We start from the raw sequence: 14709 nt of genomic DNA on the forward strand, positions 1-14709 counted from the left end.
CGTCAGCCGATGTTCATGAGCGCCTGCCCGAGGTTGGTCACCTCGCGGACCTTCATGCCGGAAGGCGCGCCGTCGGTGTTGCGGGGCACCACTGCGCGGGTGAACCCGAGCCGGTGTGCTTCGGTGAGCCGTCGGCCTGCTCCGGCCACGCGCCGGACTTCGCCTGCGAGCCCGACCTCGCCGAGCAGCACGGTGCCGGGCGGGACCGGTTGATCTCGCACCGCTGAGACGATGGCGAGCGCCAGCGCGAGGTCGGCGGACGGATCGGTGATCCGCATGCCGCCGACCGTCGAGGCGTATACGTCGCATTTTCCGAGATTGCGGACGTTGCAGCGCCGTTCGAGTACGGCGAGCACCATCGCGACGCGCGCCGAATCCAGGCCGCTCACCGCGCGCCGCGGTGACGGATTCTGGGTGTGGACGACAAGCGCTTGAACTTCGCCGAGCAGTGGGCGTTTGCCGTCCATCGTGACGGTGACCGCCGTCCCCGACACCTCCTCGTTCCGGTGCTGCAGGAACAGTCCCGACGGGTCACTCACCTCGACAATGCCGCCTTCGGTGAGTTCGAAGCAGCCCACTTCCTCGGCTGCACCGAACCGGTTCTTGACCCCGCGGACCATACGCAGCGTCGAATGTTTGTCGCCTTCGAAGTGCAGTACGACGTCGACGAGATGCTCGAGCGAGCGTGGACCCGCTACTGCGCCGTCCTTGGTGACGTGACCGATCAGCAACACCGGGATACCGCTCGCCTTCGCGAGCGAGGTCAGGGCGCTCGTGACGGCCTTGACCTGAGTGACACCGCCGGACACTCCGTCGACATCGGCGGCGAGCATCGTCTGCACCGAGTCGACGACGAGCAATGTCGGCTTGACCTGTTCGACGTGGCCGAAGATCGTCGCCAGATCGGACTCGGCAGCGAGGTAGACCCGCTCGTGGACAGACCCGGTGCGGTCGGCGCGGAGCCGAACCTGTCCGGCGGATTCCTCGCCCGTCACGTACAGCGACCTGTCGTCGGCGCTGCGCTGAGCCCAGCGGTGGACGACCTCGAGGAGCAGTGTCGACTTGCCGACGCCGGGTTCACCCGCGAGCAGGACGACGGAGCCGGGCACGATCCCCCCGCCGAGAACCCGGTCGAGTTCGGAGATTCCGGTGGTCTTGGCCGCGGTTTCCTTCCCGTCGATCCGGGTCAAAGGAGTGGCGGGGGTGGTGGGGAGGACTGCCGCGGCGCCCGCACGCGCGAGCGAGGTGCCCGGTCGCGATGCGACAGCTGTCGGCTGCACCGGTGCCTCGTCCAGCGAGCCCCACGTTCCGCATTCGGGGCAGCGTCCGACCCACTTGGCGACGGTGTGCGAGCAGTCGGAGCAGCGGTACATCGTTTTGGATCTGGCCACTGCCGGAGGATATGCGAACGTGGTGACAGAACGCCGGAAGGTCCGGACGAGAATGCTCGTCCGAACCTTCCGGAAGGGTCTTGCCGGTCGCGCTGGGTCAGTGCGCTTCGCCGATGATCGGCGACATCTCCGACTCGTGGCGATCGAGAACCGGGCCTGCATCGACCGGTACGGACAGGGTCACGTCGCCAGCTTCCTCGAAGGAGAAGGTGAAGGGGATGGTCAGGCCGGGCCGGACACCTTCCTTCAGGTCGACGAGTTCGATGGTCTCGACCGTCGCGGGCACCACGGGGGTGTCCTCCGGCGAGGTCGGCTGCGGTGATTCGTCGACGGACTCGAGAAGATCGGTGGTCTCCGGGGAAACACCGGCGATGACCGAGCCTTGAGCGGGGATCGTGATGTTGTCCGCGCCGGTCACCGAGCCCGCGTACTCGGTCTCGATGCCCGTGAGGACGTCGTCCCGGTAGCCGTCGAGATTCGCGATGGTGAAGCCGAGCAGAGCGGTTCCCCCCGGCTCGATGCTGTACTCCTCGGAATCCGGGTAGATGATGTGCACGTTGCGCAGTGCAAGGCTGCCCGCGTCCGTGTTGGTGCCGTTGATCGCAGCCACCTGGTCGGAGGTCTGGGTGATCTGACCGGCGCCGCACGCGGACAACGCCAGCGTCGCACCCGCGGCCAGGGCGACAGCGGTCGCGACTCGACGAGTCGACGTGTTGAGAGCAGTCACTTTTCCTCCACTCGGGTAAGGCTCGCAATCCACTAGGCAGAGTAGTAGTTGTCCCGCATGGAGTGCGCGTCGGGTCATCGATATTGCCATTTTGTGCACCACAACGGGGCATAACGCCCTGTCGCGGTGGGTGTGTCGCACGTCACCGGATGCACGTAACCGGTTGCCTGTCAAGCCCTACGCCCACGTGTCGGTGCCCCTGACCTGCGCCGTTGATGAGAGGCCGATGTGGTCACGTGTTAAACTCGAAGAATCGAAAGGGGCACGGGACACATGATTTTCAAGGTCGGAGACACCGTCGTATACCCCCATCACGGTGCGGCGCTGATCGAAGCAATCGAAACACGCACCATCAAGGGGGAGCAGAAGGAATATCTGGTTCTGAAAGTCGCGCAGGGCGACCTCACGGTGCGGGTACCTGCTGAGAATGCAGAATATGTCGGAGTTCGCGACGTGGTGGGACAAGAAGGCCTCGACAAGGTTTTCCAGGTGCTGCGCGCACCGCATACAGAAGAACCGACCAACTGGTCACGGCGGTACAAGGCCAACATCGAGAAGTTGGCCTCCGGAGATGTCAACAAGGTCGCAGAGGTAGTCCGCGACCTGTGGCGCCGGGAACAGGACCGTGGCCTTTCTGCAGGTGAGAAGAGAATGCTGGCGAAGGCTCGGCAGATCCTCGTCGGTGAGCTCGCGCTCGCCGAGGGAACCGACGATGTCAGGGCAGAGAGCATGCTCGACGAGGTTCTCGCCGCCGCATCCTGATAGGCGACGCGACCCTCGAATCAACATCAAGTGAATCGAATACAGCAAGTACACGATCGCAGCGGGCCGGTCGTCGGAATCATTCCGGCGGCCGGCCGCGGCGTCCGTCTGGGTGAGTCACTACCCAAGGCGTTCGTCGAGCTCGATGGGCGCACCATGCTCGACCGGGCTGTCGAAGCGATGCTGGGTTCCGGCGCGGTCGACCGCGTCGTGGTGGTGGCGCCGCCCGAGCTCGCCTCGACACCTCCGGCGGAGCTCGTACGCGCGGAATACGCCGACCGGGTCACGGTCACCGGCGGTGGTGCGGAACGCGCCGATTCTGTGCGCGCGGGTCTCCGGGCGGCGTCGGACGCGCAGTTCGTGCTCGTGCACGATGCGGCGCGGGCGCTGACTCCACCGGAGTTGTTCACCCGAGTGGTCGAGGCGCTCCGGGGTGGGCGGCGCGCAGTGATTCCCGTCCTGCCGGTCGCCGACACCATCAAGAGCGTCGACTCCGACGGGGTCGTCACCGGCACCCCTGAGCGGGCGACCCTGCGCGCGGTGCAGACACCACAGGGGTTCGAGGCAGACCTGCTCGAACGCGCCAATCGCGATACGGGCGACGCAACCGACGATGCCGGGCTGGTGGAACGGCTCGGCGAGTTCGTGCAGACCGTGGCGGGCGACCCGCTCGCCTTCAAGATCACCACACCGCTGGATCTGGTGCTGGCCCGAGCTCTGCTCGCCGCCGGCGAACGGACACAAGAGGGGAACTGAGCACACGTGCGTGTCGGAATCGGAACAGATGTGCACCCGGTCGAACCGGGGCGTTCATGCTGGATGGCAGGTCTGCTGTTCGACGACGCAGATGGTTGTTCGGGGCACTCCGACGGCGACGTCGCCGCACACGCGTTGTGTGATGCGTTGTTGTCGGCGTCCGGCCTCGGCGACCTGGGTTCGGTGTTCGGGACCGATCGACCCGAGATGTCGGGAGCGTCGGGGGCCTCGATGCTCACCGAGGTACGGCGGCTGCTGACCGAAGAAGGCTGGACCATCGGCAACGCGGCCGTGCAGGTGATCGGGAACCGCCCGAAGATCGGGCCGCGACGGGACGAGGCGGTGCGTGTGCTGTCCGATCTGCTCGGCGCACCCGTGTCGGTGTCGGCCACCACCACCGACGGGCTCGGGCTGACCGGCCGCGGGGAAGGTGTGGCGGCTATCGCCACCGCGCTCGTACTACCTGACGTCGATCAACGGTAAGATGGTCTGTCGTGACTTTGCGCCTTTTCGACACCGAGACACGAGCCGTGCGGGATTTCGAACCGCTGGTGCCCGGACACGCTTCGGTGTATCTGTGTGGTGCCACTGTTCAGGGTGAGCCGCACATCGGCCACGTGCGCAGCGGCGTCGCGTTCGACGTTCTGCGACGATGGCTCGCAGCGAAGGGGCTCGACGTCGCGTTTGTGAGAAACGTCACCGATATCGACGACAAGATTCTCCGCAAGGCGAGCGAGGCGGGCCGCCCCTGGTGGGAATGGAAGACCACCTACGAGCGCGCTTTCACCCGCGCCTACGACGCTCTGGGTGTGTTGCCGCCCTCCGTGGAGCCCCGCGCGACCGGGCACATCACTCAGATGGTCGAGCTCATGCGTCGACTCATCGACGCGGGTCATGCTTACGCTTCCGACGGCAACGTCTACTTCGACGTGATGAGTTTCCCCGAGTACGGCGCGTTGTCGGGGCACAAACTCGACGACGTCCATCAAGGTGAGAGCGCCGGGCAGGGCAAGCGCGACCCTCGCGACTTCACCCTGTGGAAGGCCGAGAAGGCCGGGGAGCCCTCGTGGCCGACGCCGTGGGGTCGTGGCCGTCCGGGCTGGCATCTCGAATGCTCCGCCATGGCGGAGTTCTATCTTGGTTCCTCGTTCGACATCCATTGCGGCGGCATGGATCTGGTGTTTCCGCATCACGAGAACGAGATCGCGCAGGCCCGCGCTGCAGGTGACGGCTTCGCCCGTTACTGGTTGCACAACGGCTGGGTCACCATGGGCGGCGAGAAGATGTCCAAGTCGCTCGGCAACGTGCTGTCCATCCCCAACGTCCTCACCCGCGTGCGGGCCCAGGAACTGCGTTACTACCTCGGCAGCGCCCACTACCGGTCGATGCTCGAATATTCCGACACGGCGCTGGCCGAGGCGGCCGCGGCCTACCGGGGACTCGAGTCGTTCGTGATCAAGACCCGTGACCGGGCAGGCGACGTTCCCGTCGGAACGTGGACCGACGCGTTCGCCGAAGCGCTCGACGACGATCTCGGGGTGCCCAAAGCGCTCGCCGAGATCCACGGCCGACGCAGCGAGGGCAACAAGGCGCTCGACAACGGAGACCTGACCGAAGCGGTGCGCATCGCTTCCCAGATCCGTGCGATGCTTTCTGTCCTCGGCGTCGATCCACTCGATGCACACTGGCAGGAGAGCTCCGGCGACGAGTCGGGTGCGCTCGCCGCCCTCGATGTGCTGGTGGGAGCAGAACTCGATCGTCGACAGAGCGCCCGTGCCGAGAAGAATTGGGCGGTCGCCGACGAAGTACGTGACCGGCTGACAGCGGCGGGGATCGAAGTAACGGATACGCCGAACGGACCCGAGTGGTCTCTGAAAGCAGGGCAGTGATGGCAGGCAATTCCCAGCGCCGCGGAGCGATTCGCAAGGGCGGAACGAAGAAAGGCCAGGTCGTCGGTTCGGGCGGTCAGCGTCGGCGCGGTCTCGAAGGCCGCGGCGCTACCCCGAAGGCCGAGGATCGTTCGTACCATCCTGCGGCCCGGCGCGCTCGCGCAGCGGCGAAGGCTGCCGACAACCGAGGCCGCCGTCCGGGCGGACGCAAGCCGGAGGACGGGCCGGAGATGGTCCTCGGCCGCAACCCCGTAGTCGAGTGCTTGCGGGCCGAGGTCCCGGCGACCGCGCTCTACGTCGCGGTCGGTGCGGAAGCCGACGACCGGCTCAAGGAAGCAGTGCAGCGCGCCGCTGATGCCGGAATCTCGATTCTCGAAGTGCAGCGCAGCGAACTCGACCGGCTCACGGCGAACGGTATGCATCAGGGTATCGGTCTGCAGGTGCCGCCGTACCGCTACGCGCACCCCGACGATCTGATCGTGCGCGCCAAGGAGAGGCACGAGCGACCCCTGCTGGTGGCGCTCGACAACATTTCCGATCCCCGCAACCTCGGTGCGATCATCCGGTCGGTGGCGGCGTTCGGTGGCCATGGCGTTGTGATTCCGCAGCGTCGGAGCGCGTCGGTCACTGCCGTGGCCTGGCGCACCAGTGCGGGTGCTGCGGCGCGGCTTCCGGTAGCACGCGCAACCAATCTGACCCGCACCCTCAAGGACTGGCAGTCTCAGGGCGTCCGCGTCGTGGGTCTCGATGCCGGTGGTGATACCGACCTCGATACCTTCGACGGCACCGATCCCGTCGTCGTGGTGGTGGGGTCCGAGGGCAAGGGACTCTCGCGGCTCGTCCGCGAGACGTGCGATTCGATCCTGTCCATCCCGATGGCCGGCGACGTGGAGTCGCTCAACGCGTCGGTCGCGGCAGGCGTCGTGCTCGCCGATATCGCGCGGCGTCGCAGGTCCTGAAGGCCGCTCCGAAGGTCAGCGCGTACCGACGGGAACCGATCGGGCCCTCGCTGCGTCTGTACCGGTAGGGCCGGACGGAAGCGGAGGCACACAGTGGCGTACACAACGGCGTTCGACGGGCGTTTCGAGATCACACCGCCATTGAGTCGGCCCGACATCGACTTCCTCACCGGGTTCGCGGGTGCCGCGAGTGGTCCGCACAACGCGGGCCGCGACGGTCTGCCGGCAGAGGGGCGGCCGCTGTCGTGGTGTCAGTGGGCCCCGAGCAGTGACGGATGCGCCCTCGAGTGGGACGGCGACCCGGTCTTCTACCGGTACTCCGAATGGCTTCAGTACCTGATCGCCGCGTTCCTGGCACCCCGGGGGTATGAGGTGTCGGGGACGGTGGAGGTGCGCACCAGCGCCGGCGACCACGGCCTGATCACTGTGCGTGACAACGAGGTCACAGTTCAGATCAGTCGGACGAACCGCACACGCCGCCCCGGACGTAATTGCGCCGCAGTGGGAAGGTCCGCTGTCGTCACCACCGCGATCACCGGATAGCCGCCGGTGACGGGGTGATCGGCGAGGAACAGCACCGGATGACCCTCCGGCGGCACCTGGACGGACCCGGCAACCATACCCTCGCTGGGTAGTTCGTCATGGCGTGAGCGGTGTAGCGGTCCGGGGCCCCGGAGCCGGATCCCCACCCGATCGAGTTGCGGAGTCACCGTCCACGATTCGTGTAGGAAGGCGCGGACCGAGGCGGGAGTGAACCAGTCGTCGCGGGGCCCTGTTCGCACACGGAGTTCGACGGGATCACCCGCGGGCGCAGGCGGAGGGATCTGCTCTTCGCAGGGGAGTTCGTCGGCGAGTGCGCCGACAAGCAGCCGGTCACCGGTGTGCACCGGCGCTGGGCCCGTGCCCGACAACGTGTCGGTCGAACGGCTTCCCAGTACCTCCGGAACGTCGATGCCGCCGCGGACTGCCAGATACGACCGCAATCCCTCGGATGGCACTGAGACCGAGACGACGTCCTGATCGCGGAGACGCACCCTCGCGTAATCACCCACCGAGCGGCCGTTTACCGTCACGTCGACGCGCGCTCCGGTGATCGCGACGATCGTGTCGCCGACGCTTCGGACCGAGAGTCCGCCACCGGTCACCTCGAGGGCCGCGGCGTCCGGGTGATTGCCGACGAGGCGATTCGCAGCGTCGTGCGCCGTGCGGTCCGCAGCGCCGGATGCGGTCACGCCGTCGGCCCCGTATCCGATGCGTCCGTGATCCTGCACAGTCGTGAAGATTCCAGGGGTGACCACCTCGAGCCATGCCATGGATCCATGGTCTCGCAATCCGGGGCGGCGGTGAGGACTGTTCGGTGAGCGCAGCCGGCGCGCGTTAGGTTGAAGTGCCGCAGTTCGAGGGAGACACGATGAGCCGGAACGATCCGACCACCAGTATCGAGGCCACCCGGGTGGAGGCGACCCGGGCAGTCGAGGGTGCGTTGGACGACGGCGATCTGGCTGCGGCGCACGCCGCAGTAGCCGACCTGAGCGTGGAACTGCTCGTCGACGTGCTCGAGCGGTTGGACCACACCGACCGCGCGGTGCTCTATCGGTTGCTTCCCAAGGATCAGGCGATGGAGGTGTTCGAGCAGCTGGATCCGAGTCTGCAGAGCGCCCTCGTCGGCGGCCTGCAAGACGATCAGGTCGCGTCGATCTTCGCTGATCTCGAGCCCGACGATCGAGTCGAACTGCTCGACGAGTTGCCGGCCACCGTTGCGGCGAAGCTCATGCGCGGCCTCCCGTACGACGAACGTGAGATGACAGCGACGATCCTCGGCTACAGGCAGGGCGCTCTCGGACGGCGCATGAGCCCGGAGTTCGTCTCGTTGCGCCAAGACATGCCGATCGAGCGAGCCCTCGCGATGGTCCGTAGCCGCCTCCACGATGCCGAGACGGTCTACACCTTGCCGGTTGTCGACAGGAATCGGATCCTCGTGGGTGTGGTGGGGTTGCGAGATCTGATGGGCGCCCCGAAGGACGGCGCAGTCGGCGACATCATGAGCGAACCGTATTTCGCGCGGGCCACCGACGACGCAGAGGAAGCTGCCCGCCGCTGTGCCGAGCTGAAGTTGCTGGCGTTGATCGTCGTGGACAGCGAAACGCGACTGGTGGGCATCCTCACTGTCGACGATGCGTTGCGCATCCTGGAGTCGGCCGAGAGCGAGGACCAGGCCCGGATCGGCGGCACCGAGCCGCTACGCCAGCCCTATCTCGCCACGCCGGCGAGACAATTGGTGCGTTCGCGGGTCGTGTGGCTGCTCGTGCTGGCGATCGGAGCGACATTGACCGTGCAGGTGCTCGAGGTGTTCGAATCGACCTTGGAACAGGCCGTGACGTTGGCGTTGTTCGTGCCGCTGCTCATCGGCACCGGTGGCAACACGGGAAATCAGGCGGCGACCACCGTTACGCGGGCATTGGCTCTCGACGACGTGAGTCCCCGAGATGTCGGCCGTGTCGTCGTCCGTGAACTCAGGGTGGGGTTCTCGCTCGGGGTGCTGCTCGGTTCCGTGGCGTTCGTCCTCGCAACTGCCGTCTACGACATGTCGGTGGGCGCGGTGATCGGGCTGACGCTGGTCACCGTGTGCACACTCGCAGCCACTGTCGGTGGGGCGATGCCGTTGGTCGCCAAGGCTATCCGTGTGGATCCCGCAGTGTTCTCCAATCCGTTCATCACGACGTTCGTCGATTCGACGGGATTGGTACTGTATTTTCTCATTGCAAAAGCCGTGCTGGGAATTTGACGAGACCGCTTGGTGTTCAGTAGGACTCGAATCGTACTGCGGCACCGGGGTGCAACAATGCAGGGGGAGTCCGATCCGGTTGCCACAGAACTTGTTCGGTGGTGCCGATCAGCTGCCAGCCTCCCGGAGAGCTTCTCGGATAGATCCCGGAGAACTCGCCTGCCAACCCGACGGCACCCGCGGGCACCGAGGTCCGCGGGGAGTCTCGACGTGGTACCTGCAAGCGGCTGTCGCCGCCCGTGAGATAGGCGAAGCCGGGAGCGAAGCCGCCGAACGCCACCGTCCAGGCGCGTCCGGTGTGCGCGGCGATCACACCGCTGACGCCCAGTCCGGTTCGTTCACCGACCTCCTCGAGGTCGGGACCGTCGTACCGCACTCGGATCACCACTTCGGCCCCCGGGATGGTGTCTGCGCGCATCGGCTGCGTCTCGACGAGCCAGCGGCGCACCGTGTCGGCGTGGGTCGTTCGCGTGTCGAAGCGGACCAGCAGTGTGCGGGCAGCGGGCACCAGGTCGACGACACCGTGTATCCGATTCGCGTCGAGTGCGCGGAAATGCGCGAGTACGTCGTCGAGTGAATCGAACTCCGCGAGTACTGCGGAGTCGCCGTTGCGCAGGATCCTCACGTGCCGCCGCCTAGACGAATGCGCGGACGTCGATGTTCTCGGCATCCAGCAGGGCCCGGACGGCCACGGCCATGGCGGTGGCGTCAGGGGAGTCGCCGTGGATGCACACGGACTGTGGGTCTACGCGCACATCGGTGCCGTCGATCGCTGTGACCACGCCTTCGGTGACCATACGCAACACGCGCTGGGCCACCAGATCCGGATCGTGCAGCACGGCACCCGGTTCGCGCCGCGACACGAGGGCCCCGTCGGGGGTGTACGCGCGGTCGGCGAACGCCTCGGTCACCACGATCAAGCCCGCGCGTTCGGCCTCCTCGAGGAACGCCGATCCGGGAAGCCCGAGAACAGGTAGTGAGGCGTTGTACGAGCGGATCGCCGCCACGACCGCGCGGGCCTGCTCGCGGTGGTGAACGATCGCGTTGTACAAAGCGCCGTGCGGTTTGACGTATCCGACCGTTGAGCCCGCAGCCCGGGCGAGGCCGTCGAGGGCGCCGATCTGGTAGATCACCTCGGCAGTGAGCTCTGCCGGCTCGACATCGATGAACCGTCGACCGAACCCCGCCAGATCGTGGTACCCCACCTGGGCTCCGATGCGTACGGTGTGATCCACTGCACCCCTGCAGGTTTCGAGCAGATTCGATGGATCACCCGCGTGGAACCCGCACGCGATGTTGGCGCTCGTGACAAGCGAGAGCATGGCCTTGTCGTCGCCGAGTCGCCACTGCCCGTAGCTCTCGCCGAGGTCGCTGTTCAGGTCGATGCGGGTCACGTGTCCGATTCTAGGGCGGGTGTCAGATCGTCACCCCGACGTCCTTCGCGACGATGTTGTCGAGCGCGCGCTCGGCGACGGCGGCGATGGTCATCGACGGGTTGCACGCACCGGACTGGCCCGGAAGCAGCGCACCGTCGAGCACGTACAGACCGCGCTGGCCGTGTACTCGTCCGTCGAGGTCGCAGACGCCGCCCATGCTCGCCCCGCCGAGCGGGTGCCACGTGGACGGAACGATGGCATTGGTATCGGTGGCGATACCTGTGTTGCCGACGATCTTGCGCACCGTGGGGTCGATGTGACCATTCTGGATCGCGGCGTCGCCGTCTTTCGGCCAGTGCAGGATCGCGTCGTCCTTCGCAGAGTCGTAGACGAACGAACCGCGGCTGTCGCTGATGCCGTAGCCCACGAGCACGGTGCTGCGAGTGTTGACGCCGATCGCCGGAATCGACGCTTGGATCACTGTGAAGGCGGCGTTCGGATCGTCCCAGTTCTTGCTGCCGTAGACGACCGGGCCGCCCTGCAACGCGCCGAAGTCCTCACGCATGTCGGACCAGAGGTAGATACGGTCGGCGTTGCTGCCCCAGTTGCGTCCGAGATCGTCGGGGAGATCCGGGATCTGTCCCTTCTGCGACGCCCGGACCAGCAAGCGGGTCGTATTGAGGCTGCCGGCGGCCAGGATGAGTGTGTCGGTGGTGAGGATCTTGTTCTCGAGGAGATTCCCGGAGGTGTCGATCCGGTCGACGTATACGGTCCACCGGCCGTCGGAAGCCCGTTCGATGTCTCTGACCTCGTGCTGGGTCTGCACGGTCACCAGACCGGTGGCCTCGGCAGCAGCGATATAGGTGACGTCGACGGAATGCTTGCCGCCGTTGTTGACACCGAGCGCCCCGGAGCCGTCCGTGTACGACGGAGCCATCTCGCCGCGCAGTTCGGCGAGGGCGTAGTCCCAGTCGATCGGCATGGGAATCTTCTCGAGCGGGAGTCCGGCCTGTTTCACGCGCTCGGCGAAGATCCGCGCGGCGGCGTAGTTGGGGTGGGAGACGAGTTCGTCGGGGGCGGTCGCGAGCCTCAGCATCCGCGACACACGCGGGTAGTGGACGCGATTCATGGTGGCCCAGTCGAGCTCGTTCGGGAAGTGGGCGTTGAACACTTCCTCGCTGGGCTGCAACGACATTCCCTGGTAGACGAGCGAGCCACCGCCGACTCCTGCGGCGCACAGGGCCGTCATGTTCTGTCCGACAACTGCCTCGACCAGGCCGGTGTGCGGCTCCACCATGACGGGCCTGCCGAAGAGTTCGGGTGCGGAGCGGAACCACAGCATGCGCCCGTCGGGTGCGTCGACTCGCGGGAAGGTCGTCGAGTCGGGTCCGGTGGGCCAGCGTTTTCCCCGCTCGAGGATGGTGACGGGCACTCCGGCTTCCGCCAGACGCAGTGCGCTCACGCCGCCGCCGAACCCGGAGCCGATGACGACCACACGATGTTCTTCGCGTGTCAGCGGCACCTTGCTCGTTCGGGTAGCGATGCCGGTGGACGCGTGTGCGGCGGATGTTCCTGCCAGTACAGCGCCGACGGTGGCGGCCCCTGCGAGAAATGTGCGCCTGCTGATGCTCGACAAGATTTCGCTCCCCAAGAGTCTGCCTCGACCCTGGCGGATACCTCCGGGCCGCGTGCAAAACTAGACATATGGGTGCCGAGTGTCAAGGTTTCGGCATCGCCGGTTCCAGCCATCTGGTGAGAAAGCGCCTCAGTTCGTCATCCGAATGCATCTCGGGATCGTCGAACAGAACCACCGACAATCCGAGGAAGAGTGCGATGTCGGCGATGTCGTCGAGTTGCGGAACGATCTCGGGGTATTTGTGGGCCAATGGCTCGAGCAGTCGAAGGACGACCGGTTTTGCCCGGCTCACCATGCCCGTGTCGAAGAAAGGATGCTCGCGGCCCGAACGATGCAATGCGGCCAGTACCGGATTGTCACGCACCGCCCCCCGGCCGGCGACGAGCAGTTCGACGAGGTACTCGCACGGGGTGTCCGCTCCGGCCAACAGTGTGAGGATATCGTCGAGCTTTCCCAGCGCAGCGCTCGCGACCGCCTGCGACACCAGATCTTCCCGACTCCCGAATATCGAGTACACGGTCTGTCGGGAGACACCGGCCGCCTTCGCTACGCCCGCGATGGTGACGGCATCGAACCCGTCGCTCGTGATGAGCGCGAGTGTCGCGTCGAGAACTTTCGTACGGGAGCGCATCCGCTGATTGTCCCGCAGCGAATGGACGTCAGGCCGCCGGTGTGAGAACCCGCCCCGCGCCCCGGCGGCGCTGCACCGACCCGATCGCCCGGCATACGAGGTAGATGACGAAGGCGATCGCGGTGATGAAACTCGACACCGGGACGCCGGGTGCGAGCGCGAGCAGGATGCCCCCGACAGCCGCGACCTCGGCGAAGATCACCGACAGGATCGTCGCGGCGAGCGGACCACGGGTCACCCGCGCCGCCGCGGCAGCGGGCGTGATGAGCAGGGCCATGACGAGTAGCGCCCCGACGATCTGCACACCGAGCGCGGCGGTGATGCCGACGAGTACCGCGAAGACCATCGACAGTGCCCGTACCGGCACGCCGCGTGCGGCCGCGACCTCGGGGTCGGTGCTCGAGAACAGCAGCGGGCGGTAGATCAGGACCAGGGCGCCGATCACCACGACCGCGCAGCCGGCGAGCAACGCGACACCGGTTCCGCCGGGCGCAACGATCTGGCCGGTCAGCAGTGAGAACGCAGCGCCGGTGCGCCCGTCGTATGCCCACAGCAGCAACACGGCGAGGCCGAGCCCGAAGGCCATGACGACGCCGATCACCGAGTCTCGTTCGCGGGCGCGCGTTCCGAGCAATCCGAACAGGATCGCGGCGACCACGGCACCGACGACCGCGCCGATCCCGACGGAGACCCCCACCAGCAGTGCTGCGGCGGCGCCGGTGAGCGACAGCTCGGAGGTGCCGTGCACCGAGAACGCCATCTGTCGGCTGATGATCAGGGGGCCGATGACACCGGCGAGGAGACCGAGGATGGCCCCTGAGATCAGGGCCTGCTGCACGAAGTCGTACTGCAGGAGTTCTGCGGTGGCCTGGAAATCGAACAGCCGTCCCATGGCGTCCGAGAACTTGCTGCTCATGCGTGGTCCTCCGGGTGGTGATGGTGGACGCCTTCGCCGGGGCGGAGCCCGCCCGCGCTGCCGAGCGCATCGATGGCGTCGCCCGTGCCGACGACGACGAGCCGCCCGCGCATCTCGAGCACCTCGACCTCTGTGCGGTACAGCTCGGAGAGCACCTCGGAGGTCATGACCTCCGAGGGTGTGCCGATGCGGAACTGGCCGTCGACGAGATAGAGCACCCGGTCGACGAGGGGAAGGATCGGGTTGATCTCGTGGGTGACGAACAGCACGGCGGTGTCGTGGTCCTTGCGCCGCTTGTCGATGAGCGCCGACACGAGATGCTGATTGGCGAGGTCGAGGCTGAGCAGCGGTTCGTCGCACAGCAGCACTTGCGGATCACCCACGAGTGCTTGCGCCACCCGGAGCCGTTGCTGTTCACCTCCGGACAGGTCGCCGACCAACGCGTTCGCGTACGACTGCGCCCCGACCTGGGCGATCGCGGCGTCCACGGCGGCCTTGCGGCGCTTGAAATGTCGAATACCGGTGCCCCACAGGTGTCCGTCCACACCGAGTCCGACAAGGTCGCGGCCACGCAACGGAACACCTACGTCGAGCGTCTTCTGTTGCGGTACGTATCCGACATGAGGGCTGCCGGTATGGACCGGTGTGCCCGCGATGGTGGCCGTTCCCGCGCTGAGCGGAAGCTGACCGAGCAGGACTTTGAGGAGAGAGGTCTTTCCGGCGCCGTTCGGCCCGAGGACTGCGACGAACTCTCCGGGGTGCACCGCGAGGTCGAGGTGGTCCCAGAGGACGCGTTCGCCGAACGCCAATCTGGCGCCGCTCAGTTCGACCGCGTGGGGATGGTCGGGGAGGGAAGATGTCACCGGGGTCCGTGTTCTCGA

16 protein-coding genes are annotated in these 14709 nt (G+C 66.6%); 7 read left to right on the forward strand and 9 right to left on the reverse strand.

Features of this window, described 5'->3' with window-relative positions:
• Positions 1 to 2: 2 nt before the first annotated feature.
• The gene (gene radA, locus HCA61_RS10100; RefSeq protein WP_169688067.1) at positions 3 to 1391 is read right to left on the reverse strand and encodes a DNA repair protein RadA; all 1389 of its coding nucleotides are present in this window, start codon (positions 1389 to 1391) and stop codon (positions 3 to 5) included.
• Positions 1392 to 1488: 97 nt separating this feature from the next.
• Positions 1489 to 2118, reverse strand: a complete 630-nt coding sequence (locus HCA61_RS10105; RefSeq protein WP_169688068.1) for a hypothetical protein — start codon at positions 2116 to 2118, stop codon at positions 1489 to 1491.
• A 273-nt stretch (positions 2119 to 2391) separates the two neighbouring features.
• Here HCA61_RS10105 and carD point away from each other — a divergent pair, with 273 nt between their 5' ends.
• The 6 genes from carD to HCA61_RS10135 all read left to right on the forward strand — a co-directional run bounded on the left by carD (position 2392) and on the right by HCA61_RS10135 (position 7027).
• Complete coding sequence (gene carD, locus HCA61_RS10110; protein ID WP_169688069.1) at positions 2392 to 2880, forward strand: RNA polymerase-binding transcription factor CarD; 489 nt, start codon at positions 2392 to 2394, stop codon at positions 2878 to 2880.
• A gap of 39 nt (positions 2881 to 2919) precedes the next feature.
• Positions 2920 to 3636, forward strand: coding sequence for a 2-C-methyl-D-erythritol 4-phosphate cytidylyltransferase (gene ispD / locus HCA61_RS10115; protein WP_169688437.1), 717 nt, complete (start codon positions 2920 to 2922; stop codon positions 3634 to 3636).
• A gap of 6 nt (positions 3637 to 3642) precedes the next feature.
• Positions 3643 to 4119 (forward strand): 2-C-methyl-D-erythritol 2,4-cyclodiphosphate synthase, encoded by a 477-nt coding sequence (gene ispF / locus HCA61_RS10120; protein WP_169688070.1) that lies wholly within the window; start codon positions 3643 to 3645, stop codon positions 4117 to 4119.
• 11 nt (positions 4120 to 4130) lie between these two features.
• A complete protein-coding gene (cysS, locus tag HCA61_RS10125; protein ID WP_169688071.1) occupies positions 4131 to 5525 on the forward strand; it encodes a cysteine--tRNA ligase in 1395 nt (464 codons plus the stop codon).
• Positions 5525 to 6484, forward strand: a complete 960-nt coding sequence (gene rlmB / locus HCA61_RS10130) for a 23S rRNA (guanosine(2251)-2'-O)-methyltransferase RlmB (protein ID WP_169688072.1) — start codon at positions 5525 to 5527, stop codon at positions 6482 to 6484. Before cysS ends, rlmB begins: the two co-directional genes overlap by 1 nt.
• Before the next feature lie 93 nt (positions 6485 to 6577).
• Positions 6578 to 7027: a hypothetical protein gene (locus tag HCA61_RS10135; protein WP_169688073.1), complete on the forward strand. Its 450-nt coding sequence runs from the start codon at positions 6578 to 6580 to the stop codon at positions 7025 to 7027.
• Here HCA61_RS10135 and HCA61_RS10140 read toward each other — a convergent pair.
• The gene (locus HCA61_RS10140) at positions 6934 to 7797 is read right to left on the reverse strand and encodes a biotin-dependent carboxyltransferase family protein (RefSeq protein WP_169688074.1); all 864 of its coding nucleotides are present in this window, start codon (positions 7795 to 7797) and stop codon (positions 6934 to 6936) included. The two genes, HCA61_RS10135 and HCA61_RS10140, sit on opposite strands and share 94 nt — an antisense overlap.
• A gap of 98 nt (positions 7798 to 7895) precedes the next feature.
• Between HCA61_RS10140 and mgtE the strand changes: the two genes are divergently transcribed.
• Complete coding sequence (gene mgtE, locus HCA61_RS10145; RefSeq protein WP_169688075.1) at positions 7896 to 9269, forward strand: magnesium transporter; 1374 nt, start codon at positions 7896 to 7898, stop codon at positions 9267 to 9269.
• A 16-nt stretch (positions 9270 to 9285) separates the two neighbouring features.
• On the opposite strand, the gene HCA61_RS10150 is transcribed toward mgtE, so the two are convergent.
• From HCA61_RS10150 to HCA61_RS10175, 6 genes are all read right to left on the reverse strand, one after another.
• Entirely contained in the window at positions 9286 to 9894 is a 609-nt protein-coding gene (locus HCA61_RS10150) for an allophanate hydrolase subunit 1 (protein ID WP_169688076.1), read from the reverse strand.
• A gap of 10 nt (positions 9895 to 9904) precedes the next feature.
• Positions 9905 to 10663 carry a 5-oxoprolinase subunit PxpA gene (locus tag HCA61_RS10155; protein WP_169688077.1) on the reverse strand — a complete coding sequence of 253 codons (759 nt, stop codon included), beginning with the start codon at positions 10661 to 10663 and terminating at the stop codon, positions 9905 to 9907.
• 22 nt (positions 10664 to 10685) lie between these two features.
• Positions 10686 to 12281, reverse strand: coding sequence for a GMC oxidoreductase (locus HCA61_RS10160; protein ID WP_169688078.1), 1596 nt, complete (start codon positions 12279 to 12281; stop codon positions 10686 to 10688).
• 82 nt (positions 12282 to 12363) lie between these two features.
• Entirely contained in the window at positions 12364 to 12912 is a 549-nt protein-coding gene (locus HCA61_RS10165) for a TetR/AcrR family transcriptional regulator (RefSeq protein WP_169688079.1), read from the reverse strand.
• Between the two features lie 28 nt (positions 12913 to 12940).
• The gene (locus tag HCA61_RS10170) at positions 12941 to 13828 is read right to left on the reverse strand and encodes a metal ABC transporter permease (RefSeq protein WP_169688080.1); all 888 of its coding nucleotides are present in this window, start codon (positions 13826 to 13828) and stop codon (positions 12941 to 12943) included.
• A complete protein-coding gene (locus HCA61_RS10175; protein ID WP_169688081.1) occupies positions 13825 to 14691 on the reverse strand; it encodes a metal ABC transporter ATP-binding protein in 867 nt (288 codons plus the stop codon). Before HCA61_RS10175 ends, HCA61_RS10170 begins: the two co-directional genes overlap by 4 nt.
• Positions 14692 to 14709: the final 18 nt, after the last annotated feature.

The organism is Rhodococcus sp. HNM0563, from assembly GCF_012726195.1.
Taxonomy (GTDB): Bacteria; Actinomycetota; Actinomycetes; order Mycobacteriales; family Mycobacteriaceae; genus Rhodococcus.